General features: G+C 67.9%; 24 protein-coding genes. 11 read left to right on the forward strand and 13 right to left on the reverse strand.

Annotated features, from left to right (window positions below):
• Positions 1-95: 95 nt before the first annotated feature.
• Complete coding sequence (locus ACQUSM_RS14045) at positions 96-365, forward strand: DUF7553 family protein (RefSeq protein WP_435119566.1); 270 nt, start codon at positions 96-98, stop codon at positions 363-365.
• Positions 366-428: 63 nt separating this feature from the next.
• Positions 429-701, forward strand: coding sequence for a DUF7553 family protein (locus ACQUSM_RS14050; RefSeq protein WP_435119568.1), 273 nt, complete (start codon positions 429-431; stop codon positions 699-701).
• Between the two features lie 58 nt (positions 702-759).
• Here the strand turns inward: ACQUSM_RS14050 and ACQUSM_RS14055 are convergent, their stop codons facing one another.
• Both ACQUSM_RS14055 and ACQUSM_RS14060 read right to left on the reverse strand, forming a co-directional pair.
• Positions 760-1,377: a transcription antitermination protein gene (locus tag ACQUSM_RS14055; protein ID WP_435119570.1), complete on the reverse strand. Its 618-nt coding sequence runs from the start codon at positions 1,375-1,377 to the stop codon at positions 760-762.
• 92 nt (positions 1,378-1,469) lie between these two features.
• Positions 1,470-2,333 carry a sulfurtransferase gene (locus ACQUSM_RS14060; RefSeq protein ID WP_435119572.1) on the reverse strand — a complete coding sequence of 288 codons (864 nt, stop codon included), beginning with the start codon at positions 2,331-2,333 and terminating at the stop codon, positions 1,470-1,472.
• Positions 2,334-2,471: 138 nt separating this feature from the next.
• Here ACQUSM_RS14060 and ACQUSM_RS14065 point away from each other — a divergent pair, with 138 nt between their 5' ends.
• Entirely contained in the window at positions 2,472-3,251 is a 780-nt protein-coding gene (locus ACQUSM_RS14065; protein WP_435119574.1) for a sulfurtransferase, read from the forward strand.
• Between the two features lie 31 nt (positions 3,252-3,282).
• Here the strand turns inward: ACQUSM_RS14065 and ACQUSM_RS14070 are convergent, their stop codons facing one another.
• Positions 3,283-4,341, reverse strand: a complete 1,059-nt coding sequence (locus tag ACQUSM_RS14070; RefSeq protein WP_435119576.1) for an AI-2E family transporter — start codon at positions 4,339-4,341, stop codon at positions 3,283-3,285.
• Positions 4,342-4,448: 107 nt separating this feature from the next.
• On the opposite strand from ACQUSM_RS14070, the gene ACQUSM_RS14075 reads away from it, so the two are divergent.
• Positions 4,449-5,588: a thiamine ABC transporter substrate-binding protein gene (locus ACQUSM_RS14075; protein WP_435119728.1), complete on the forward strand. Its 1,140-nt coding sequence runs from the start codon at positions 4,449-4,451 to the stop codon at positions 5,586-5,588.
• Between the two features lie 62 nt (positions 5,589-5,650).
• Entirely contained in the window at positions 5,651-6,673 is a 1,023-nt protein-coding gene (locus tag ACQUSM_RS14080; protein WP_435119578.1) for an LLM class flavin-dependent oxidoreductase, read from the forward strand.
• A 433-nt stretch (positions 6,674-7,106) separates the two neighbouring features.
• On the opposite strand, the gene ACQUSM_RS14085 is transcribed toward ACQUSM_RS14080, so the two are convergent.
• Positions 7,107-7,784 (reverse strand): class I SAM-dependent methyltransferase, encoded by a 678-nt coding sequence (locus tag ACQUSM_RS14085; RefSeq protein WP_435119580.1) that lies wholly within the window; start codon positions 7,782-7,784, stop codon positions 7,107-7,109.
• Between the two features lie 102 nt (positions 7,785-7,886).
• On the opposite strand from ACQUSM_RS14085, the gene ACQUSM_RS14090 reads away from it, so the two are divergent.
• Complete coding sequence (locus ACQUSM_RS14090; RefSeq protein ID WP_435119582.1) at positions 7,887-8,471, forward strand: DUF7090 family protein; 585 nt, start codon at positions 7,887-7,889, stop codon at positions 8,469-8,471.
• Between the two features lie 439 nt (positions 8,472-8,910).
• On the opposite strand, the gene ACQUSM_RS14095 is transcribed toward ACQUSM_RS14090, so the two are convergent.
• The 5 genes from ACQUSM_RS14095 to ACQUSM_RS14115 form a co-directional block, all read right to left on the reverse strand.
• Positions 8,911-9,693 carry a DUF7089 family protein gene (locus ACQUSM_RS14095; protein WP_435119584.1) on the reverse strand — a complete coding sequence of 261 codons (783 nt, stop codon included), beginning with the start codon at positions 9,691-9,693 and terminating at the stop codon, positions 8,911-8,913.
• Positions 9,693-9,785: a hypothetical protein gene (locus tag ACQUSM_RS14100; protein ID WP_435119586.1), complete on the reverse strand. Its 93-nt coding sequence runs from the start codon at positions 9,783-9,785 to the stop codon at positions 9,693-9,695. Before ACQUSM_RS14100 ends, ACQUSM_RS14095 begins: the two co-directional genes overlap by 1 nt.
• An 88-nt stretch (positions 9,786-9,873) precedes the next feature.
• Entirely contained in the window at positions 9,874-10,695 is an 822-nt protein-coding gene (locus ACQUSM_RS14105; protein WP_435119588.1) for an OapC/ArvC family zinc-ribbon domain-containing protein, read from the reverse strand.
• Positions 10,696-10,699: 4 nt separating this feature from the next.
• Positions 10,700-11,122: a DUF2073 domain-containing protein gene (locus tag ACQUSM_RS14110; RefSeq protein WP_435119590.1), complete on the reverse strand. Its 423-nt coding sequence runs from the start codon at positions 11,120-11,122 to the stop codon at positions 10,700-10,702.
• 2 nt (positions 11,123-11,124) lie between these two features.
• Positions 11,125-11,766, reverse strand: a complete 642-nt coding sequence (locus tag ACQUSM_RS14115; protein WP_053946762.1) for an Era-like GTP-binding protein — start codon at positions 11,764-11,766, stop codon at positions 11,125-11,127.
• A gap of 1,226 nt (positions 11,767-12,992) precedes the next feature.
• Here ACQUSM_RS14115 and ACQUSM_RS14120 point away from each other — a divergent pair.
• On the forward strand, positions 12,993-14,672 hold the full coding sequence (locus ACQUSM_RS14120) for a Cdc6/Cdc18 family protein (RefSeq protein ID WP_435119593.1): 1,680 nt from the start codon (positions 12,993-12,995) through the stop codon (positions 14,670-14,672).
• A 65-nt stretch (positions 14,673-14,737) separates the two neighbouring features.
• On the opposite strand, the gene ACQUSM_RS14125 is transcribed toward ACQUSM_RS14120, so the two are convergent.
• The gene (locus ACQUSM_RS14125; protein WP_435119595.1) at positions 14,738-15,550 is read right to left on the reverse strand and encodes a S26 family signal peptidase; all 813 of its coding nucleotides are present in this window, start codon (positions 15,548-15,550) and stop codon (positions 14,738-14,740) included.
• 127 nt (positions 15,551-15,677) lie between these two features.
• Between ACQUSM_RS14125 and ACQUSM_RS14130 the strand changes: the two genes are divergently transcribed.
• From ACQUSM_RS14130 to ACQUSM_RS14140, 3 genes are all read left to right on the forward strand, one after another.
• Positions 15,678-17,780: a prolyl oligopeptidase family serine peptidase gene (locus tag ACQUSM_RS14130; RefSeq protein WP_435119596.1), complete on the forward strand. Its 2,103-nt coding sequence runs from the start codon at positions 15,678-15,680 to the stop codon at positions 17,778-17,780.
• 292 nt (positions 17,781-18,072) lie between these two features.
• Positions 18,073-18,240, forward strand: coding sequence for a hypothetical protein (locus tag ACQUSM_RS14135; protein ID WP_435119598.1), 168 nt, complete (start codon positions 18,073-18,075; stop codon positions 18,238-18,240).
• 43 nt (positions 18,241-18,283) lie between these two features.
• Positions 18,284-19,063 (forward strand): hypothetical protein, encoded by a 780-nt coding sequence (locus ACQUSM_RS14140; protein WP_435119599.1) that lies wholly within the window; start codon positions 18,284-18,286, stop codon positions 19,061-19,063.
• 22 nt (positions 19,064-19,085) lie between these two features.
• On the opposite strand, the gene upp is transcribed toward ACQUSM_RS14140, so the two are convergent.
• The 3 genes from upp to ACQUSM_RS14155 form a co-directional block, all read right to left on the reverse strand.
• Positions 19,086-19,766 (reverse strand): uracil phosphoribosyltransferase, encoded by a 681-nt coding sequence (gene upp / locus ACQUSM_RS14145; protein ID WP_435119601.1) that lies wholly within the window; start codon positions 19,764-19,766, stop codon positions 19,086-19,088.
• Positions 19,767-19,820: 54 nt separating this feature from the next.
• Complete coding sequence (locus ACQUSM_RS14150) at positions 19,821-20,249, reverse strand: hypothetical protein (RefSeq protein WP_435119603.1); 429 nt, start codon at positions 20,247-20,249, stop codon at positions 19,821-19,823.
• Positions 20,250-20,318: 69 nt separating this feature from the next.
• Positions 20,319-22,040, reverse strand: coding sequence for a DNA-directed DNA polymerase II small subunit (locus ACQUSM_RS14155; RefSeq protein WP_435119730.1), 1,722 nt, complete (start codon positions 22,038-22,040; stop codon positions 20,319-20,321).
• A 116-nt stretch (positions 22,041-22,156) separates the two neighbouring features.
• Between ACQUSM_RS14155 and hisA the strand changes: the two genes are divergently transcribed.
• On the forward strand, positions 22,157-22,885 hold the full coding sequence (hisA, locus tag ACQUSM_RS14160; protein WP_435119605.1) for a 1-(5-phosphoribosyl)-5-[(5-phosphoribosylamino)methylideneamino]imidazole-4-carboxamide isomerase: 729 nt from the start codon (positions 22,157-22,159) through the stop codon (positions 22,883-22,885).
• The last annotated feature ends 614 nt before the right edge of the window (positions 22,886-23,499 follow it).

Genomic DNA, 23,499 nt, shown 5'->3' on the forward strand with positions numbered 1-23,499 from the left:
AGCAGGTGACGAACGGACTTGAGCGGCCCGGTCGTGGGAACCGTTCGCACCGGCGAGCCGAACCGCTTTCCCGCCCGGGAGCCGACGGGTCGCCCATGTCCGACGACCGACTCCGGAGCGCGAGCGAGACGCTCAGGGACGCCAGCGCGGCCGCCGAGGACGCCGAACTCCAGCGCCGGCTGTACGACCTCTCCGACCGGCTGGCCGCGCTGGCGGCCGGCGAGAACGAGCCGGACGGCGACGAGCTGATGCAGCAGCTCCACGCGCTGGGCGACCTCCGCGAGGCGACGAGCGACGAGGTGAGCGAACGGGTGGACGATGCACTCGAAAGCGTCCGGGAGCGCCGCGAAGAACTGGAGGACTGAGGGCCGGGTTCGTCGGGGGGTGACGGCCGAACGGCTTTGTCGCTTCGCGACGAACTGCCACACATGACCCGAGACCAGCTACGGACCGCGAGCGACGAGCTCCGGGCGGCGGCCGAGCGCGCGACCGACGCCGAACTGGCGGAACGGCTCGTCGAGCAGGCCGAACAGTTCGATCGGCTGGCGACCGCCGACCGGGGGCCGGACCAGGGGCGGCTCGCACGCCACCTGAGGGCGCTGTCGGAGGTTCGCGAGTCGCTGGACGGCGACGCTGCGAGCCACGTCGACGACGCCGAGGAAGCGATCACGGCGTACCGCGAGACCGTCGGCGGCGTCTAACACCCCTCCATTTCGTCTGGAAAGTTTGAGAAGTGTAGTAGCTCCGGGGCTGCCCGACTCAGCAGACGTTCTTCGGTTCGACGCCCATCCCCTCCAGCGTCTCGACGTACCAGTCGTACGCGCCGTCGATCACGTCGGCGCCGACCTCGTTCGCGGTCGTTCGGTCCGCGTCGTCCCCGCAGCGCTCTGCGAGGAGATCAGCCGCGTCGTCGCGGTACTCGGCCAGCTCCGAGCGGAACTCGCGGAACTCGTCGGCGCTCGTGCGGTCGGCGTCGCCGACGAAGAACCCGACGAGCTGGCCCGCGAGCTCTTCGAGCACGAGCAGCGCCGCGGCGGCGCCGGCGAGCCGTTCCACGTCGCTCTCCCGCCCCGCGAGCGCGTCGGCGGTGATACTCGTCGCGGCGTCGCTCGCTGCCTCGGTGTCGAAGTTCCCGGCAGACGTTGCCGCGAACACCGCGGCGTCGGCGAACAGGTCGGCCGCCTCGTCCTCGCTCGTCTCCGGCCATTCGTCGAGGACCGACGTGAGGTCGTGGAGTTCGCGGGCCGTTCCGGTCCGGACGGCGTCGCCAGTCATCTCGCCCCCGGTGAGCGCGTAGACGGCTTTCGAGGAGCTCAGCCGTGAGAGTTCGGTGCCGTGGGCGTCCCGCAACTGTTGGAGAAAGGTGTCGGCGTCCATACCCCGACTGAGGGGTAGGAACGGCTTGTAGCCCACGGTCGGGGCAGTCCAACGGCGTCAGCACAGCCCCGCGGGGCGGTTGACTGCTGGCGTTACTCCGCGTCGCCGGTCTCGACGGGCGCGCCGACGAGGTTGCCCCACTCGGTCCAGGAGCCGTCGTAGTTCACGGTCGACTCGTAGCCGAGCAGTTCGTGGAGCGCGAACCACGCGATCGAGGAGCGCTCGCCGATGCGGCAGTACGCGACGACGGACTCGTCGCCGTCGATCCCCTTCTCCGCGTACAGTTCGCGGAGCTCGTCGGCGGACTTGAACGTCCCGTCGTCGTTGACGGTCGCGGCCCAGGAGATGTTCTGGGCGCCCGGGATGTGGCCGCCGCGCTGGGCGGTCTCGTTGAGTCCCGGCGGGGCGAGCACCTCGCCGCTGAACTCCTCGGGCGAGCGGACGTCGACGAGGGGAACGCCGCGCTCGATGGCGTTCTCCACGTCCTCGCGGTACGCGCGGATGTCCTCGAAGGGGCCTCGGGCGGTGTAGTCCTCCTCGGGGAAGTCGGGCTCCTCCGTCGTGGTCGGGTAGTCGTTCTCGACCCAGTAGTCGCGACCGCCGTCGAGCAGGCGGACGTCCTCGTGGCCGTAGTACTTGAACTGCCAGTAGGCGTAGGCGGCGAACCAGTTGGAGTTGTCGCCGTAGAACACGACCGTCGAGTCGTTGGCGATCCCGTGCTCGCCGAGCAGGTCCTCGAAGTCGTCCTTGCTCAGGATGTCACGGGTGGTCTGATCCTGCAGCTGGCTCTCCCAGTTGAGGCCGATCGCGCCGGGGGCGTGGCCCTCGTCGTAGGCTTCGGTGTCGACGCTGACCTCCACCAGCCGGTAGGCGGGGTCGTCGCTCTGGAACTCGTCCAAGCGCTCCTCCACCCAGTCGGCGGAGACGAGCGCGTCGGTCGCGTACTCTGAAGACATGTTCGCATAGGACTAGGTCCGGAGCACACTTAAACGGCAACCCACCGGCGGCGCTCGCCGGCCTCTGCGACGCCGCGTGAGCGCGTCGTTCGTGTCGCGATCCGGGGGGCTAAGTCCGGCCGCGCCGTCGGATCGGCCATGCAGCCATTCGTCCCTGCGTCGTGGATCGAAGCGGGCGACGCCGCCGTCGTCGACGTGCGCGATCCGTGGGAGTACGACAGCATCGGGCACCTCCCGGGCGCGGTGAACGTTCCGTTCGACAGCTTCCGTTCCGACGAGGGGGAGGCCGGGAAGCTCCCGCCGCGCGAGGAGTGGGAGGAACTGCTCTCCGACGCCGGGATCGGGGCCGACGACGAGATCGTCGCCTACGACGACACACAGGGGGTGTTCGCCGCGCGGTTCGTCGTGACCGCGCTGCTGCTCGGCCACGATCCCGAGAAGCTCCACCTGCTCGACGGCGACTTCAGTTCGTGGCAGCGGGCGTACGAGACGACGACCGACGGCGTCGACCCCGACCCCGCCACGTACGAGAGCGATCCCGAAGCGGAGACGCCGTTGGTCGACTTCGAGACGGTCCGGGAGCTGCTGCCCGCAGCCGAGGCCGGCGACGTGACGCTCGTGGACACCCGCGAGGACTGGGAGTTCGCCGAGGGGCACCTCCCGGGCGCCGTCCAACTCGACTGGCGCGAACTCGTCGACGAGGAGAGCCGGGGGTTGCGGCCCGAGAGCGAACTCCGCGAACTGCTGGCGGACAGGGGGATCGTGCCCGAGACGCGGACGGTGCTGTACTGCAACACCGCCCGGCGAGTGAGCCACACCTACCTCGTGCTCCGGCAGTTGGGGTACGAGAACGTCGACCTGTACGAGGGGAGCCTGACGGAGTGGGAGGATCGAGGCGGGGAGTTGGTGACGGAGTGAGAGGCGGGGCGATCGCGGAGTGAGAGCGCGACTACTCGATACCTGCCTCCCGGTCCGAGCGAGTCGCTTCGTCGGCCAACTCCTCGGGGGTCGGTGCGTCCTCGACCGCCGGCACCGTCGAGAGCAGTTCGACCGTCTCCACGAGGAGGCCCACCGCCAGCGGGCCGAGCACGAACCCCAGCGGGCCGATCGTGAGCACGCCGCCGACGAAGCCCACGAAGTACAGCGTCGTCGGGAGCTCGCCGGTGGCGGCAGCCAGCCGTGGTCGAACCACCGCGTCCGGCAGGAACCCGACGACGACGAGGCCGACGAGTAGCACCGTCGTCGCGCGGGGGACGTTTCCGGCCACGACATCGGTCGCCGCGAGTGCGACGATGACGACGCTGGGGCCGACGACCGGGACGAACTGGAGCACGCCCGCGACGACCGCGAGCGTGAGCGCGGCGTCGTACCCCAGCAGCGAGAAGACGACGTAGGCGACGACCGACGTGGCCGCCGCGGTCGCGGCCTGCACGACGTAGATCCCGACGAGCGTCGCGTGAATCCGCTCGTGGTAGCGCTCCAGCACGTCGTAGAAGTCGGTCGGGGCCAGTCCGACCGCGACTGCCCGGACCGAGCCCGGCCGCGCGAGCAGGCCGTAGACGACGATCGCGAACAGCATCCCCTTGAGCGAGAGCACCGTCGCGGCGCTCGCGATCGACAGCGCGGCGTCCCGGAGCGCGGCGGCAGCGGCCGCGATCAGCGGCGTCGTCTCGACGGTGTAGGAGAACTCGCCGACGACGATCGGGATGCGATCCGGAAGCTCGCGGGCGATATCGAGTAACACGGATCGACGCCGGTAGAGCACGTACACCACCGGGACGACCGCCCCGACCAGCGCCAGCCCCGCGACGCCCGTGACCACGCTCGTCGCGGCCCGGCGGGAGTAGCCGCGATCGACGATCGCCTGCCGGAACGGGAACAGCGTGTACGCCACGGTGATCGCGAACACCACCGTGTACAGCACTTCGGCGAGCACCACCGCCGACAGCGCGGTCAGAACGACCAGCGCGAGCACGAGCAGCCGCGTCTTCCCGAAGTCGCTCTCCATACCTCGGGGGGAACCCGCGGGGGGAAAACCGTTGTCCCGGCGGCTTCGCCGGATCGGTCTACTTAACTACAACCCAGAGAAACAACTGCGTAATGAGCCGAGACCGGATCGACAGACGGCGGTTTCTCGCGGGCGCCGGGGCGGCCGGCGCGGCACTGTTGGCGGGCTGTTCGGCCGAGCAGGCGGACTCGCCGACCGAGTCCGCCACCGACTCGCCCGGAACGACGACGACCGGCACGACCGTCGGGGGGACCGGCGGCGGCACGCTGGTCGTCGCGACGTACAGTTCGTTCATCGACGCAGTGAGCTCCAGCCCGGGCGCGTGGCTCAAACAGCAGTTCGAGTCGGAGTTCGACGCCGATCTGGTGTACCAGACGCCGCCCAACGAGCTTGACCAGTACATCCAGCGGGCCAACGCGGGGGTCGAGATCGACGCCGACGTGTACGTCGGGCTGAACGTCGACGGGCTGATCCGGCTGGACGAGAACCTCGAGAGCGGCTCGCTGTTCGCCGAGGCGCCCGATCTCTCCGGCGAGTCCGGGATCAAGGACGGGCTCGGCTTCGACCCGCAGGGGCGGGCGGTGCCGTACGACACGGGGTACATCAGCCTCGTCTGGAACGCGACCGCCGACAGGGGGGAGTTCACCGCGCCGGAGACGTTCGACGGGCTGCTGGAGTCGCAGTACCGGGGCGACCTGCTCGCGCAGAACCCCTCCTCCTCCGCGACGGGGCGGGCGTTCCTGCTGCACACGATCAAGGCTCGGGGCGAGGAGAACTACCTCGACTACTGGTCGCAGCTGCAGGAGAACGACGTCCGGATTCTCGGGAGTTGGGGCGACGCCTACAGCGCCTACGGCGAGGACGAGGCGCCGATGGTCGTCTCCTACTCCACCGATCAGGTGTACGCCAACCGCTCCGATCAGGATATGGACCGCCACCAGATCCGGTTCCTGAACGATCAGGCGTACGCCAACCCCGAGGGGATGGCCCAGTTCGCGAGCACCGACAGCCCCGACCTCGCGCAGTCGTTCATGGAGTTCGTGCTCCGGCCCGAGGTACAGGCCGAGATCGCGGTCCGGAACGTCCAGTTCCCCGCGATCACCGACGCCGAGTTCGGCGAGGAACACGCCGAGTACGAGCAGTACGCACAGGTCCCGCCGGAGGCAGTCAGCTTCACCTACGACGAGCTCCGCGGGAACCTCCAGGGCTGGATCGAGGAGTGGAGCCGCCAGATCGCGAGCAACTGACAGCGCGGCCGATCGGGGGCCGCTAGCCGAACCGTTTTCTCCCGCAGTCCACCAGTTCCGGTATGGATCTCTCCGCCGTCGACCTCTCGCCGGTTCCCGAGAACGGGAGCGCGGCCGACGCGTATCGCAACACCGTCGACGCCGCACGACAGGCCGAGGAGCTGGGGTTCGAGCGGTTCTGGGTCGCGGAACACCACGGAATGGGGAGCCGGCTCGCCGGCGTCGCGCCCGAGGTGCTGCTGGGCCACCTCGCCGCCGAGACCGAGTCGATCCGGCTGGGCTCGGGTGCGGTGCTACTGAACCACTACAGCCCGCTGAAAGTCGCCGAGCAGTTCGGCGTGCTCGACGGGCTCGCGCCCGGCCGCGTCGACGCCGGACTGGGGCGGGCGAACGGCTCGCCCGCGGTCGACCGCGCGCTCGGGACGAACCGACGGAAACGCAACCCCGACGAGGACCACCGCAAGAAGATCACCGCGGTCGTGAACCACCTCTATGACGACTTCCCGGAGGGCCACGAGTACGCCGACATCGCGGTGCCGAGTTCCGACGGCGACGAGCCCGTCCCGTGGGTGCTGGGGTCGAGCGCGTCGAGCGCGAAGATCGCCGGGCAGCTGGGGCTGCGGTTCTGCTTCGCGGCGTTCATCCGCCCGGATTTCGCGGTACCGGCGTTCGAGGCGTACCGGGAGACGTTCGAGCCGTCGTCGCTCCCCGGCGGCATCGACGAGCCGCAGGGGATGGTCGCGCTCAACGCCGTCGCCGCGGAGACCGACGAAGAGGCCGCGCGCCTGCGCGCGGTCGCGCAGGCGTCGTTCAAGCGAATGCAGCGCGGCGAGGTCGGGTCGACACCCAGCGTCGAGGAAGCGATCGACGAACTCGGCGGCGTTCCCGAGCCGACGCCGGCGACGCTGGACGAGGACGAGTGGCCGCGCGCGATCTCGGGGAGCCCGGAGACGATCGCGGGGCTGTTCGAGCAGCTCGCGGATCGTGTGGGCGTCGACGAGATGATGATCCAGCACGTCGTGCCGGAGCAGGACGCCGCGCTGCGCTCGCACGAACTGATCGCGGAGGGCGTGAACGGTCGGTGAGGTTCTCGGTCAGAGTGGGGGCTGTGAGAGCTTTTGGGAAGACGACGACGCTACTACAACAGCGAACAGCAACAGCAACTCGTTCGTTGACTACTTGCGACCGCAGGGTGCCGAGCACGAGGCTCGGCACAGCGCCGAGTCCCCACCCCTCCCCCGCCGGCGCCGAAATTGGCGCCGGCGAGGCGTCCACCGCCACCGCACCGCGGCGGCGGTGGCGCGAAGCGCACGCGGCCTCGTGCCGCGTGTCAGCGCGAGGGATGAGCGAGTGAGCAGCGCGGACGAGCGAATCGGTTGGGGAGGCCCGTGGGCTGTGTGGGGCGGTTGCGGTCACAAGGTGCCAACGATCGAGTTGCTGTTGCGGTCGAAGTCGCCGTCGATACCGAACAGGAGAAAGATCGCAGCTAGCGCAGTACCTCCGCAAAAATCCCGCCAATCAGGGCGCGACACCGACCGTCAGCAGCGTCCCCCACGTCCGGTAGCGTTCGACCATCGCCTCGCGGCTCCCGAACCCCTCGTACGGGAATTCGGACTCGTCGGGGATCTCCGTCTCCCGATCCGGGACGTTGTCCTGCTCGGCGACGTGGAGGCCGGCATCGCGGAACGCCTCGCGGTACTGCTCGCGGTCCCAGCGGGTCATCTCGACCGCGATGTTCTCCTGCCACTCGTGGGAGGCGGTGTTCTCCTCGTAGTAGTTCACCGCGCAGTAGAACGTCCCGCCGGGTTTCAGCACGCGGCGGATCTCCTCCAGCGTCCGGTGGGGGTCGTTCGCGTAGTAGAACGCCTCCATCGAGAACACGTGGTCGATCGAGTCCGTCGCGAACGGCAGGTGGTCGAAGTCGCCGACGAGGAAGCCGACCGCGTCGTCGTCGGTGTAGCTGTCGGCCTTCCGCGCCATCTCCGGCGAGCCGTCGAGCCCGTAGGCGGCGCCGATCCCGCGCTCCCGGAGCGCTCGCAGCGCGTAGCCGCTCCCCGTCCCGAGATCGAGTACGGTGTCACCCTCCTCGACCGGGATCCGTGCGAGAATGGGTCGCGCGGTGTGCCAGTGTCGCTCCTCCATCCCCTGTTCGCGGCCCTCCGCAGCCCAGGTGTCGAACTCCTCGCGAACGCTCATGGTCGTGCGTGGAGCGTGGCGGGCAAAACGGGTTCGGCTCCGGGCCGAGGTCGACGGGGGTAGCGCCGCGAGGTTGAAGTCGCCGCCGCGCTACTACCGGATATGGAGTACGACCTCGCCATCGACGGCGCGCCCGAGAGCGTTCCGGCCGGGACCGCGCTACTGCTGCTACACCCCAGTATCGGGGAGACGGATCGCGTCGACACGGACTTTCTCAGCGTCGATACCGACCGCTTCCTGGTCGTCTCGACCCGAACCACCGCTCGCGAGGTCGAACAGAAGCTCGAGTACTACGAGGTCGACGAGTCGCAGGCGGAGATCCTCGACACGCTCTCGATCGAACGCGGCTACTCTCGGCGCTCGGCGCCGAACGTCCACTACGCCGCCGGACCGGACGACGTGGAGGGGATCGTCGAGCAGGCCGAGGCGTTCCTGACCGAGAACGACGGGAAACTCCGGATCACGCTCGACTCCCTGAGCGAACTGGCCTACTACGGCGACGAGGACGCCGCACTCGAGGCCGCCGAACGGCTGATCGAACTCGTCCGGGAGCACGACGCCGTCTGCCTGTTCCATCTCTCCAGCGAGGTGCACGACGACGAGACGGTCGCCGCGTTCGCGGATCTGTTCGACGCGACGGTCCGGCTCCACGACGACGGGACCGTGAGCTACGAACCCCGAGAGTAGCCTGCCGGCGTCGGTTTCTGTCCCTCAGTCCGTCGTTTTCGACTCGAGAACCGCGAGACAGCGAGGTGGTTCCCGTTCCAGTCGAAACGTACGGCGGAGTCGAAGGGGCCGAAACGGTTCGCGGAGACGAAGGAGTCGAAACGGTGGGCGCAGTCGAAGCAGTGGGTGTAGTCGAAACCGTAGATGGAGTCGAAGCGGTGAGCGCAGTCGAAGCAGTGGGTGTAGTCAAAACCGTAGATGGAGTCGAAGCGGTGAGCGCAGTCGAAGCAGTGGGTGTAGTCAAAACCGTAGATGGAGTCGAAGCGGTGAGCGCAGTCGAAGCAGTGGGTGTAGTCAAAACCGTAGATGGAGTCGAAGCGGTAGATGGAGTCGAAACGGCGAGTACAGGCGAAACGGAGGCGGCAGTCGAAGGAGTGGAACGGGTCGAAACGCCGCGCGGCTACTCGGTCAGCGAGTCGATCGTCTTCTCCGCCCACCGGACCGCGTACTCGGCGCCGTGGTCGCGGTAGGCCAGCGTGTCCAGCGCGGCGAACGGCGCCGGGAGATCGAGCCCGTGTTTCAGCGCCGCGCACGCAAGCTCCGTCGCCGCCGGGAACTCCGTCTCCCCGCGGGCCACCTCGCCCGGAAGGTCGTCGATCCGGCCGACGAGGCGGTCGCCGGCGTCCGCCCACGCGGCGTGGAGTTCGGGATGGTCGTTCTCCCACGCGCGGAACCGCTCGCGGGTGTGCAGGCCGACCCACGCGTCGAACAGCGCGGCCGCGATCTGGTACGTCGCGGTGCCGCCGAGCCCGAGTGCGTCGTCGAGATCGGCGTACTGCTCGCCGAAGAAGGGGAGGAAGCTCTCCGAAACCCCTTCGTCGATCTCGACCAGCGCCTCCGCGACGAGGAAATCACGGAACGCTGCCGGGGTTGTCTCGGCGCGGGCCTTGACGAGCACCGTCGGCGGTACCGTCTGGTGAGTCCGGACGACCGTGCCGTCGCCCGGGAGGCCGATCGTGAACTGGTCGGAGGCGTACGCCTCGAGCTGTTCGGGGGCGTTCTCGGGGAGCCACGCATCGGGGTAGCTGGCGGGGTCGAGCGAGTCGACGAGGAGGCCGAGCTCCTCCGCGACCGCCGGCGGGAGCGTCTCGAAATCCCGCTCGGTGTCGAGGACGAGCACCTCGGGCGTGATCTCGCTGTGCAGTCGCTCGACCGCCGGCGAGAGCGTCCGCTCGGCGAACATCAGGCCGAGAGGACGATCTGGAAGACGAACGCGAACGCCAGAAGCGCGGACAGGCCGACTGTGCTGGTGACGATCTTCGTCGCCGTGCTCATACCGCCACCTGCGACCGCGTGGCTGTTAACGGTTGCTGAAGCGGTCGGGATCGGGGAGAGGTAGAAACGGAGCGGAGGGACGGACGAGTCACTCGTCGATCCCGTAGTCGTCGGCCATCTCGATCACGTACCGGCCGTCCTCCTGCAGCGAGATGATGTACTCCTTCCGGTCGTACAGCTCCATGAGGTTGAGCTCGTACTGCCCGGGGGCGGTGATCTTGATGCTCTCGAACTGATCGTTCAGCTCCTCGCGCAGCGTACCCAGATCGGTGTCGTCGGCGTCCGGCTCCTCGTGCTCCGGCGCCGAGCCCGCGACGGGCTGTTTCTCGACGTCGTCGTCCTCGGGGCCGACCGCGCCCGAGATGTCGAACTCGTCGGCCGAGACGTCCGAGGGAGTGTCCCTCGGGGGACCCTGCGGCGTGCCGCGGGCGGGTGACTCGGCGTCGGAGGACTTCTCCGCCTCACTCATCGTCCGCCGGGCGTCGTCGATCTCGTCGACGCTGGCCGACGAGGAGCGGGCGTCCGTCTGTGCGCGGTCCTCCGCACGTGCGCGGTCCTCCCCAGCCCCGGCGTCGATCTCGCCCCCGGCATCGACCTCAGCGGCTGGCTCGGGAGTTCGGTCCGGCGACTGCTCCCCGAGGTCGGTCGGTTCGGCGTCGACCGACTCGGGATCGACGCGATCAGGGCCTGTGGACTCCGGTTCGGCTGCTCCCGCCGGCTCGGGAGGCTCGGAGTCGGGAGCTTCGGGCTCGGCCGGAGTGGCGTCGCTGCTCGTCGACGACGCCTCGGCGGTGTCGCGGCCGGGCGGCTGGAACTGGAACTTGTTCCCGCCGCAGTTCGGACAGCCCGACAGCATCTCCTTCGAGCCGTCGTCGAACTGCCGGCCGCAGGTGGTACACTCGTGGGGCACGGGACTACTTGCGCGAGACGAGCGCGCTGATCAGGTTCTCGTCCTTGTGGAGCGTCTCGATCTGGTTCGCCGGACCGATCACGGTGAGCTTCTGGGTCTGCTCCTCCTTCCCCATCAGCCGGTCGAACAGGCCGGTGTTGCTCGAACTCGACTTGGGGTAGGTCTCGATCTCGATGCCGCTGAACTCGTCCGGGCTGATCTCCGTCATCGTGACCTCGATCAGCTTCGACTCCTCGTCGGGGGTGAGCCCCTCCTCGAGGATCACGATGTTGCCGTCGCGGACGCCGTCGAGGATGAGGCGGATCTTCTCCATGCTGGTGAGCCCCTCCATCCGAGCGCCGCTGATCATGTCGACCCGGACCCCGTCGTCGAGGCCGTCCTCTTCGGGGGGCGTCCCGTCGCCGTCGCCGCTGGTAACTTCGGGCATTGTTAGGAGAAGTACTCCGCGATTTTCTCGTACACTTCGTCCATGTTCTGTCCCTCCAGCGCCGACAGCGGGATCGTCTCGTGCTGGGGGAACGCGTTCGCGATGCGCTGGATGTCCGACTCCTCCTTGTCGATCTTGTTCGCGAGGATCAGCACCGGGAGCTCCTGGCTCTCGATGATGCCGATCAGCATCGTGTTCACCTGCGTGAACGGGTCCTCGGTGCTGTCGAGCACGTAGATCACGCCGTCGACGTCCTCCCGGAGCCAGTGCATGGCCTCGGCGACGCCCTCGGTGGCCTCGCGGGAGCGCCGGACGGCGTCCTCCTTCTCCATGTCGTGGTCGAGGAACTCCTCGTAGTCGACCTTCGTCGCGACGCCGGGGGTGTCGACGATGTCGATCGTGACCTCCCGGCCGTCGCGTTCGATCGTCACGTCCTCCTTCCGGCGCGCACGCCGGGTCTCGTGGGGGATGTGACTCTCCGGGCCCACCGCGTCGCCGGTCCAGTCGCGGGCGATGCGGTTCGCCAGCGTGGTCTTCCCGGCGTTCGGCGGGCCGTATATCCCGATCCGTTTCGGCTCCTCCGATGCGAACAGGCCGTCCGTGACCCGCGTAATACTTTGTTTCAGATTCGTGAGCAGACCCATCCTTGTCTCCTGCCCCCGTGACGGAAGGGGCCGTTACACCGAGTTCCGCCGGCGATATACTTAAGAATGGCGTCGAGCGGGGTGGGCTCTTCCGAACGCGGTCGACGCCCTCGGCGATCGAGAACTGCGTTCTGGACCGTCGAGACGAAACGGCGGGGAGTAGCGAAACGAGGATCGGGGAGAGCGTGAGAAGTAGGAAGAGAGCTGGAAGAGGAGAGCGGGAAGGACGTAGAGGAAACGAACCGAACAGATAGCTAACGAACTGAACAGATATCTGACTAGTCGGTGACTCGAAGCGACGAGGAGCTCCGACGCTGAGTGGTTCCAGTCGAAACGCTGGTGTGGGTGGCGGGGTTCGGGAAGCGATCGGGAGTGCTATCGGGGGAGATGGACTGAACCGTTCGTTCCGCCGGGTTTCGTTTTCTGCCCCGGAACCGAACAACCCCCTCCCCTCCGTTTCCCGTGGAACGCCGAGAGTCCGAGGGGTGGGGGTGACGAGCTACTGGCGAGAAACACAACTAACCACACAACTCCACGGCTAAATAAAGAAGATAGATTGCAGTACGGACTAATCTATCGTCTCGTGATGTAAAACTACCGCTCGATAGCAGGCGACTTCTGCCGATTCTCACACCCCACCCCCGCTGTTTCCGCGTTCCACCCGAAACGATGGGGTGGGGGGGTCAACACCCGCCCTCGTTTCCCGTCGACCGGCGTTCGACCCCACATGACGACCGACGCCCTCACTCAGTATCGACCGCCGACAACTCCCTCCAGCCGAAGCGATGGGTACATGCCACCCGAACCGGACGACCCCCTGTTTCACCTCCGCCGACGAACCGAGAGATCGCCGGGTCACCCTCGCCGTACTCGACACCCATCTCGGTGGACTCCCAACGCCATCTCGGTGAGCTCTTCCATCAGCTCCCGTGAACCCACCGCTACTTGACCGACGGCGGTCCCCCTCCCCCCATCGGTCCAGTCGAAACAGTGGGGTACGGGGCACACCGACCGTGGACGGCCCGAGCCACCGATCGTCAACGCGACTCTCCCAGCAGGTCGCGCCGACAGGGACAGGTTTTTGGTACCCCTATTCATTTGGTTCGAGTGCATCAACTGGACGGCGCTCCGGAACGACTCGCGTGGAATCACGCCTTGCAGCGGGTCACGTCCCGGATATACCGGTCCCGAGTGCCGTTCTCCACACGAAACGTAGGGGTATCCAAATGAACGACACCGACGACGATACGGACGGAGAGGGCGATCCGAACGACGGCTGGCCGATCACGGACGACGGCGCGTTCGAGGAAGCGGACAGTACCGAGGCTGCCGATCCGGACGACACTGAGGAGACAGCCGATCCCGAGGGAACCGAACCGACCGACGGCGAGGGGACTGATCCGACCGACGATCTCCCCGAGGGGATCGACTCCTCGCTGGACACGGAGGGGATCGACTCCTCCGTCGACCTCGACACTGGCGGCGTCGACATCGACCGGATGCTGGAGGACGACGGCGACAGTCAGGGGCTGTTCGACGACCTGATGGCCGGCGAACCGATCTTCAGCAACAAGGAGGTGCTCAGACCCTCCTACACGCCTCACGAGCTCCCCCACCGGACCGACCAGATCAACCAGATGGCCACCATTCTGGTGTCGGCGCTGCGCGGGGACACGCCGTCGAACATCCTGATCTACGGGAAGACGGGGACGGGGAAGACCGCGAGCGCGAAGTTCGTGAGCCAGGAGTTGGAGTCCACCTCCGAGAAGTACGACGTCCCGTGTGAGGTGGAGTACATCAACTGCGAGATCACGGACACGCAGTACCGCGTGCTCGCCCAGCTCGCGAACAAGTTCATCGAGAAGAACCGCGAGATCGTCTCCGACCGTCTCGACGAGCTCCGCGAACTGCGGTCGGCCGCGACCGACGGCGACGAGGACGCACTCACGGAGACGGAGTTCGAGAGCGTCGGCGAGATCGACGAGCAGATCGCCGAACTCGAGGACGACCGCGAGGAGATGGAGGAGGTCCCCATGACCGGGTGGCCGACCGACCGCGTGTACACCAAGTTCTTCGACGCGATCGACTACCACGAGCGCGTGGTCGTGATCATGCTCGACGAGATCGACAAGCTCGTCGAGAAGTCCGGGGACGACACGCTGTACAACCTCTCCCGGATGAACTCCGAACTGGAGACCTCCCGGATCTCGATCATGGGAATCTCGAACGACCTGAAGTTCACCGACTTCCTCGACCCCCGCGTCAAGTCGAGTCTCGGCGAGGAGGAGATCGTGTTCCCGCCGTACGACGCGAACCAGCTCCGGGACATCCTCCAGCACCGCTCGGACGTGGCGTTCAAAGACGACGCGCTGACCGACGACGTGATCCCGCTGTGTGCCGCCTTCGCCGCACAGGAGCACGGCGACGCCCGCCGCGCGCTTGACCTCCTCCGGACCGCCGGCGAGCTCGCCGAACGGAGTCAGGCCGAGACCGTCGAGGAACAACACGTCAGGCAGGCCCAGGACAAGATCGAACTCGACCGCGTCGTCGAGGTCGTCCGCACCCTCCCGACCCAGAGCAAGATCGTCCTGTTCGCGACGATCCTGCTGGAGAAAAACGGGGTCCACAACATCAACACCGGCGAGGTGTTCAACATCTACAAGCGACTCTGTGAGGAGATCGACGCCGACGTGCTCACCCAGCGCCGCGTCACGGACCTGATCAGCGAACTCGACATGCTGGGGATCGTCAACGCCGTCGTCGTCTCGAAAGGTCGCTACGGCCGCACCAAGGAGATCTCGCTGTCGGTCCCGATCGAGGAGACCGAACACGTCCTCCTCTCCGACTCCCGGCTCGGCGACATCGAGAACGCCCAGCCGTTCGTCCAGGCTCGCTTCGACAACTGATCGACTCCCCGACTTTTTGCGACGTTCTCTTCGAACCTCACGGACTCACCCCGACAACTGCCGTATCACGCCGCGGCGATCTGGTTCGACGAGAGGCCCGGATTCGACCCACCCTCGACCCACCCCGGCGTCTCGACTCCACTCGAAGCGGTGGCGTTCACCGCCACGCTGCCGTCTGTCGTCGCGCTCGCGACGCCGGGATCGACGGGGCCGGTCGTCGCCGCACCCGAGAACCCCAGCCGGACCCACCCGAGGTAGGGAATCCGGAGCCGCGCGGTGCCGATCAGCCACTCCGGTTTCACGGGCTCGCGGATGTTCCTCGTCTGGTCGTAGTACGCGTTGTTGTCGCCTTTGGTGATGAAGCCGGCGTGGGGGGCCGGACAGTTGTCCATCTCGGCGCAGTTGTCGGCGCCCTCGATCCACGCCTTGTTGGCCTCGTCGTACCAGTTCTCGCCGTCCTCCACCCAGAACCGGGCGCGGTGGATCACCGGCGGACCGCTCCGCCGCTCGTAGATCACGACCGTCCCGAAGTCGTTGAACGTCTTGTAGCCGACCTCTTCCCCGACTCGGTGGGTGACGACGCCGGTGTCGCCCCGGGCGGCGTCAGGGGCGAATCGCCCGGGCTCGGTAACGAAGATCAGGTCGCCCTTCTGCATGTTGGGGTTCATGCTCCCGCTCTCGACGGCCACCATCGGCGGCCAGACGCCGCTGATCGCGAACAGCAACAGCCCGACGAGGGCGACGGTCGCCATGCTGGTCACCATCTCGCGAGCGAACATCAGCGGGCCGCTCTCGGCGTGGAGGAACTGCTGGATCAGCCCGTCCGGTTCGTCGTCCCCGGCAGACGGCTTCGGCGGGGGCCCCTCGCCAGCACTCATCTGTCCCTCGCTTGACGGGGGGCCGTGATAGGCCTTCTGACTACTCCGCCGCTCGGCGCGTCGCCGCTCTCGCTCGTTTTTGTCCGCAATCGACATCCTTTCGGTCCGCAGGACCGCGCGTCACTCCATGGCACGAATCGAGGCCGCGGATTTCCACGAGCTCACCAAACCCGGCGAGGTTCGGCTCTCCCCGGACGGCGAGCAGGTCGCGTTCGTCCGGCAGACCCCCGACGACGACGAGAGCTACGAGTCGACGGTGTATCTCGTCCCCAGCGACGGGAGCGACGACCCCCGCCAGTTCACCGTCAGTGAGGGCGGCGACAGCCAGCCGCGCTGGTCGCCGTCGGGCGACCGCCTCGCGTTCGTCTCGAACCGCGGGAAGGACGACGATCGCCCACAGCTCTGGCTGATCCCCGTCGACGGCGGCGAAGCCCGGCAGGTCACGGCGGTCCCCGCGGGCGTCCAAGGGATCAGTTGGTCGCCCGACGGCACGCGGATCGCGTTCACCGAGTCCACGACCGAGGCGGAACGCGAGGAGGGGCTCGACACCGATATCTCCGACGAGGAGGAGTACGAGCGCGAGGAGCCGGACCCCCGCGTCATCGACCGCACCGTCTACCGAACGGGCCAGTCGTACTTCGACGGCACGCGCTCGCACGTGTACGTCGCCCACGTCGGCGACGGCCTCGCGAGCGCAGAGGACGTCGAGGTCGAGCGGATCACGGACGGCGACGTCGACTTCGGCGGCCCAGAGTGGGGCGACCCGTCGACGCTGTACTACACCGCACAGGACGTGGGCGAGGACCCCGACGACTCCCACCGCTACTCGATCCACGCCTACGACACCGACGACGAGGAAGCGGAGACGCTCCACGAAACGAGCGGCTGGGGCGCCGGCCTCGCCGCCAACGCTGAGGGCGAGATCGTCTTCCTCTACAGTGAGGAGGAGCAGGCCAGCATCCAGCCGACCGAGCTCAAACTGCTCGACGAGGACGGCGACGTGGCGTGGCTCACCGAGAATCTCGACCGGGGGCTAGGGTACGAGTCCGCGCCGGAGTGGGGGCCCGACGGCGAACGCGTCTACTTCTCGACGCCCGACGAGGGGAAGACGAGCGTCTGGTCTGTACCGAGCGACGCGAGCGAGCCGCCGAGCCGCGTGATCCGTCCCGGGGCGGTCAGCACGGGCCACGTCGGCGAGGACCGGTTCGCGTTTGCGATGAGCGAGTGGGACCACCCCGGCGACGTGTTCGTCGCCCCGATCGAGCACGCCGACGAGCCCGGCCTCGACGGCGACCCGGGCGTCGAGCGCGAGGACTGCGTCCGGCTCACCGAACTCAACGCCGACTACCTCGACGACGTGTCGGTACAGGAACCCGAGGAGCTCCACTTCGACTCCGAGCAGGGCGAGGTCCACGGCTGGACGATCACGCCGCCGGAGTTCGACCCCGACGAGGCGTACCCCCTCGCGGTCGAGGTCCACGGCGGCCCGCACGCGATGTGGACCACCGCCGGGACGATGTGGCACGAGTTCCAGACCCTCGCCGCCCGCGGCTACGTCGTGTTCTGGTCGAACCCCCGCGGCTCGACGGGCTACGGGAAGGAGTACATGCAGGCCATCGAGCGCGACTGGGGCGACGTGACGCTGACCGACGTGATGGCCGGCGTCGACCTACTGATCGACCGCGAGTACGTCGACGGCGACGACGTCCACCTCACGGGCGGCTCCTTCGGCGGCTTCATGACCTCGTGGACGGTCGGGCAGACCGACTTCTTCACTTCCGCCGTCTCCCAACGCGGCGTCTACGACCTCACGAGCTTCTACGGCTCGACCGACGGCGCCTACAGCCTCGTCGAGGGTGACTTCGACACGACGCCCTGGGAGGAGCCCGAGTTCCTCTGGGAGCAGTCGCCCGCGGGCCACGCCCACGAGGTGGAGACGCCGACGCTGGTGATCCACTCCGACGACGACTACCGCACCCCCGCCTGCACGGCCGAACTCTGGTACCGCATGGTCCGCAAGCAGGGCACCGACACGCGGTTCGTCCGCTACCCGCGCGAGGGGCACGAGCTCTCCCGCTCCGGCGAACCAGGCCACATCGTCGACCGCATCGAACGGATCGCCCGGTGGTTCGACGGCTACAGCGATCACCACGACGTGCCGCGCGCGCTCGACCGCGAGCCCGACGACGGCCTCTCGGCGGGCGACGACGAAGAACAGAACGACGAGTAGCGCTCCCGAGCCCTCCGGAGCGATACCGGGGTGGTTTTCTCTTGACCGCTGGACCCGACGCAGCCGTCCGGTTTCGAACTGAAGCGAGGGGGTTGCCGACCGCCACTGCTCGGGAGTCGCTACACGATCCGGGACCACCGAAAACGGAGCCGTCCGTGCCACTCCGGACCGCTCCGGAGCCCTCCGAGGGAGGCTTTCACGTGGTCGTCAGACGCCGCCCAGTGGGTCGGTTTCGAACCGAAGCGAGGGGGTCAGCCGAAACACCCACCCCGGTCCGGCGGCAACGACGGGTATGGACTGCGAGTACTGCGACTCGACCGTCGAGGAGCACGACCCCGTCTACGTCGCGGAGGGTGCCGTGGACGCCGAGCCGATGGGGTTCTGCAACTACGCCTGTCTCACCACCTACGTCGACGAGCGCGGGCTGGCCGACGGCGCCGCCTGTAACTGGTCGCCCTGAGGCCCCAGAAGGCACTTACCCGAAACGCCGCGATTTTCGGCCGATGGATTCCCGCCGCGTCGCCCTCCTGCTCGCCGTCGTCGGGCTCCTCTGTCTCCCGGCGCCGTACTACCTCGGCTGGGCAGCGGAGGCCACGTCCCCGCCAGCACAGAGCTCCCAGATATACGTCGCCGAGCCGATCGACCTCGACAACGTCTCCGACCAGAAGCGCCTCGTCGACGCCCACGATCACGAGGTCGCGATCCCGGACTACCGGATCACGGCTCCGTACAGCGACGACTACCGCGCCCCGAACGCCACGCTCGACGCGCTGGTGACCGCGATGCGCGAGGGCTCGGCGACCGTCGACGACCCGGACGCCCGCGCGGATCTGCGCGGGATCGACGCCGAGTACGCGTTCGTCCGCGACACCAACGAGAACACCGAACCGGACGGCTACTACCGCCTCACGGTCGAAGAGAACGGCTCGCTCGTCCGCGCCGAGAACGTCTCGATCCGGGTAGTCGCCGACGCGATCGCCGAGCAGGCGCCGCGCTACGCGAACCTCTCGGCGGGCGAGCAGGCCACGATCGACGCCGTGATCGACAACTCCACGGGCGACGATCTGGGCTACCGCCCGTACGTGAACGACCCCTACGTCGACCAGTTGCCGACGGCCATCTGGAAGGGTGACACGCTGTACACCGTCTCCGTCTACGGTCACGTCGACGACTTCGGCCCCGGGTTCGGCGGGTTCGTCGTCGGCCTCGGCGTGGCGGCGCTGGGCGTCGTGCTACTGCTGGCCGCCGGGGGGATCTACGCCTACGACCGGTGGGGTTCGTAGTCAGTTCACGACGGTCGACTGCTCACGTCGTCCGGAACGATCGATCCCCCGCGTCGCCCAGCCCGGGGACGATGAACCCCTCCTCGTTGAGTTCGTCGTCGATCGACACCGTCAGCAGGTCGGCCTCGGGGAACGCCTCGTTCACGCGAACGAGCCCTTCCGGCGCCGACACCGCCGACAGCACGAACAGGTCCTCGGGCTCTTCGACGGCGGCGTCGAGCACGTGCTCCAGCACGGTGCACATCGTCGACCCCGTCGCGAGCATCGGGTCGGCGACGACCACCGTGTCGTCTTCGGTGATCTCGGGCAGCTTCTTGTAGTCGACGCTGATGGGGAACGTCCCGTCGTCGCCCATCCCGGCCTCCTCGTCGCGGCCGGCGGAGATGACCCCCTGCTTCGCGCGGGGGAACGCCTTCAGCAGCCCCTCGACAAAGGGCGTCGCCGCCCGGAGGACGTTGATGATCACCACGTCGTCGAGCCCCTTGACGCGCTCGCCGGTGGTCTCCGTCAGCGGCGTCTCGACCGGGACGTACTCGGTCTCCATCGCGCCGTCGATGATCTCGTAGCCGCAGATCCGGCCGAGCTTCACGAGCCCCTTGCGGAAGCCGACCTGCTCGGTCTCCCGGTCCCGGATCTGGGAGAGCGTGTCCTTCGCCAGCGCGTGCGTGACCAGCTTGGCCTGGTCGCGGTCCTCGATGGGCATTGTCGGCTGTGGGGTCGGGAGCGGCATAAACGCGGGCGGTTCAGTTCGACTCGTTCAGTTCGCCAACCACCACCCGAACAACAGCGGCGCGAAAAGCAGCGTCAGCGGGACGGCGATCCAGACCTGTCCGGCGAACACGTCGTACTGCCCGATCGTGACCGAGACGGGCGTCCCCTCGGCGTAGCCGACGAGGAACTCGAATCCGACCGTGAGGAGGGTCCAGACCGCGCCGATCAACAGCAGTTCCGCCCGCGTGAACGCAGTCTCGCTCCACCCGAAGTAGGCCGCGGAGACGGCGAGAATCGCGAGAACGAGCATCGCGGTGCTCAGCACGTGGGCGGTGTACTCGTCCATCCGCGGGATCAGGACGGTTTCGCGGAACACCCCGTTCCCGACGGCGACGACGGCCATCACGAGCCAGACCGCGAGAGGTTGGAGCATCACCGCCGGACGGACCGTCTGGAGGGTCGTCGTAGCGTTCATGCCCTCTCTTCGGCTCGAAGCGCGATAAAGATCGACTGCGGTTCTCGCGGCCGGAGAAGACCCTCCGGCCTACACGAACTTCCGCACCGTCATGTCCAGCGTGTCCAGATCGAGGATCGGCGCGTGGCCGTAGTCGGGGTCGATGTTGACGGACTTCTGGAACGCCGTCTGCTCCTGCCAGCAGCCCGAGTTCACCGCGAGGACGTTGTGGTACTTCCCCCAGCCGAGCTTGTGGACGTGGCCAGTGTGGAACACGTCCGGCACCTCGTCGATCACCAGATAATCCTTCTCCTCCGGCGCGACGCGGGTGTGGCCGCCGTACTGCGGCGCGACGTGGCGCTTCTTCAGTAGCTGGTACATCGCCTTGTGCGGCTCCTCGTAGCTGGCTTTCTCCTCGGGGAGTTCGGCGATCACCTCGTCCAGCGAGACGCCGTGGTACATCAGCACCGACACCCCCTCGACGGTGACGGTGGAGGGGTTGCCCGTGAACCGGGCGTCGTGGGCGCTCATGATGTCCCGCAGCTCCTCGGTGAACGCGGGCTGGGGCTCGGCGAGGCGGACGGCGTCGTGGTTCCCGGGGATCATCACGATCTCCATGTCGCCGGGCACCTTCTTGAGCTCCTCCGCGAACGTCTCGTACTGCTCGTAGATGTCCACCACATCCAGCTCCTCGTCCTGATCCGGGTAGACGCCGACGCCCTCCACCATGTCGCCGCCGATCAGGAGGTACTCCACCGCCTCGGCTTCGGGCGTGTGGAGCCAGTCGGCGAAGCGATCCCACGCCTCCTGTGCGAACTCCTGACTGCCGACGTGTACGTCGGAGATCAGCGCGGCTTGGACGTGTCTGTCGGCGGTGTTGGGCTTGTGCGTCCGCGGCACGTCGGGGAAGTGGAGCGAGTCGACGAACAGAATCCCGCCGTCGTCGGCCAGCGTCCCCTGCACCGCGAGACACTCGTCGAGCAGCAGGTCGTCGACGAGCGGCGCGAACGCGCGATCCTTCATGATCAGGCAGGGGAACGTCCCGGTGGTGTCCTCCAGTTCGACGATCCAGTGGCCCGAGGCGGTCGACCGGATGTCGTCGACGAGTCCGATCATCTCGGCGTCGCTCCCGCCGGGCATCGACTGGATCGCCTCCGCGGGCCGGTGGTTCACGCGCCCGCGGAGCAGCCCCGAGAGCCGCTCGTAGCGGTCCTGAAACGTCCCGACGAACTCGTCGTACTCCCCGGTCCCCGTCGATCGCCCGGTCACGTCGTTGCGGATCTCCGGGGCAGGGGGCGAGCGGTCGCCCACGGCGTCGGCGGCTGTCGGTGAGTCACCTCCAGCCTCAGCGGCCGTTCCGCCGTCGTCTCCCGCTCCCGCGTCGCCCGCACTCGCGCCCGCGTGTGACCCCTCTGTTTCGACTCCACGTCCCGGCTCTATCTGCCGATTTTCTGATTCGCCGTCTCCAGTCGAAACGTCGGGGCCGTCGCTTCCGTCCTCCCCTGTCAGCAGTTCGTCCGCGGGCGTCGGGTCGTTCCCGGCGTTCATGTCCGTCGGCGCCTGTTCGGCGAGGTCGGGGGCGCCCTCGCTGGCGTCCGGCGGGGTTGGGTCGTCGGGAGTCGCCTCGCTGTCGGGGGCGGGGTCGAGCAGCGCGCTGTCGAGCGCCTCACGGGCGTGCTCGCTGGTGACGACGAACGCGTCGCCGGCGGCTTCGGCGGCTGCCTCGGCGGCGAGTTCGGGTTCGCCGGCGTTCGCGAGCAGCGTCACCGCCTCGCGCTCGGCGTTGTACCCCCGGCTCGTGAGTTCCTCCACGAGCCGTCGATGGGACTCCTGTGGCACGGGGCTCTCTCGGCGAGGGTGGCGGAAAAGGATACCGACCGCCCCCCGGTTCCGGCACGGCTAAGCGAGCGGCGGCCCCAGCCCCGGGCGTGAGCCAGTTCCCGACGTTCGAGGTGATCCCCGCGGTGGACGTACAGGACGGCGAGGCGGTGCAGTTAGTGGCGGGCGAGCGCGACTCGGGGAAACGCTACGGCGACCCCGTCGCCGCCGCGGAGCGCTGGCTGGACGAGGGCGCCGAAACCCTCCACCTCGTCGATCTCGACGGCGCGTTCGAGGGCGAGCGGGGGAACGCCGACGCGATCGAGGCGATCGTCGACGCCACCGGCCCCGACGTGGACGTACAGGTCGGCGGTGGGATCCGGACTGTGGAGGACGCCACCAGCCTGCTCGACGCCGGCGTCGATCGTGTGATCCTCGGCACCGCCGCGGTCGAGAACCCCGAGATCGTCGAGGAGATCTCCGAGACGCATCCGGGGAGCGTGATGGTCAGCCTCGACGCGAAGGAGGGGGAGGTCGTCGTTTCGGGCTGGACCGAGGGGACGGGGCTCGATCCCGCCGAGGCGGCGGCGCGCTACGAGGAGCTGGGCGCGGGCTCGGTGCTGTTCACCAACGTCGACGTGGAGGGACAGCTCTCCGGGATCGACCGCGAGGCGGTGGAGCGCGTGGTGGAGGCGGTGGAGATCCCGGTGGTCGCGAGCGGCGGCGTGACGGATTTGGACGACGTGAGTGAGCTTCGCGAGTCGGGGGCGGCGGCGGTCGTGGTGGGGACGGCGCTGTACGAGGGTCGGTTCTCCTTATCGGACGCGATGGGTGTTTGAGGCGAGACGTTTGGAGACCGAAGTTGATTCGCCGACGGCGTTTCGGTCGTCTGTACCTGAGACAGTGACAGCATCTCGCTCGTTGGCTACTGGGACAGCAACCGCGACAGCATCTCGATGCCTGACCACTTGCGACCGCAGTGCGCCGGACACGAGGTCCGTCATCAGAAATCGGAGATTTCTGATTGGCAGACGAGAATCGGAGATTCTCGTCAACGGCGCAGCCCCGAGTCCCCACCCCTCCCCCCGCGCTCGCCGACCGTCGGCGAGCGCGAGGCGTCCACCGCCACCGCACCGCCACGGCTGTCGGCGCGAAGCGGACGCGGCCCTGTGCCGCGTCTCAGCGCGAGGGATGAGCGAGTGAGCAGCGCGAACGAGCGAATCGGTTGGGGAGGCATGTGGGCTGTGCGGGGCGGTTGCGGTCACAAGTGGTCAGGCTCACTCCGCGGTCGTGTTCAGCGCCGGGACAGCGAACTCCGCGGTCGTGTTCACCGTCGGCGCAACGAATTCCGTGGTTGTGCCCACGGTCAGAACGTCGAACTGTCCGACCAGCATACCGACCCTCACAATCTCGGCCGAAACACCCACTCCACAGCACCGAACAACTCCACCCT

The sequence above is a fragment of the Halolamina sp. C58 genome (assembly GCF_051195095.1).
Classification (GTDB): Archaea; Halobacteriota; Halobacteria; order Halobacteriales; family Haloferacaceae; genus Halolamina.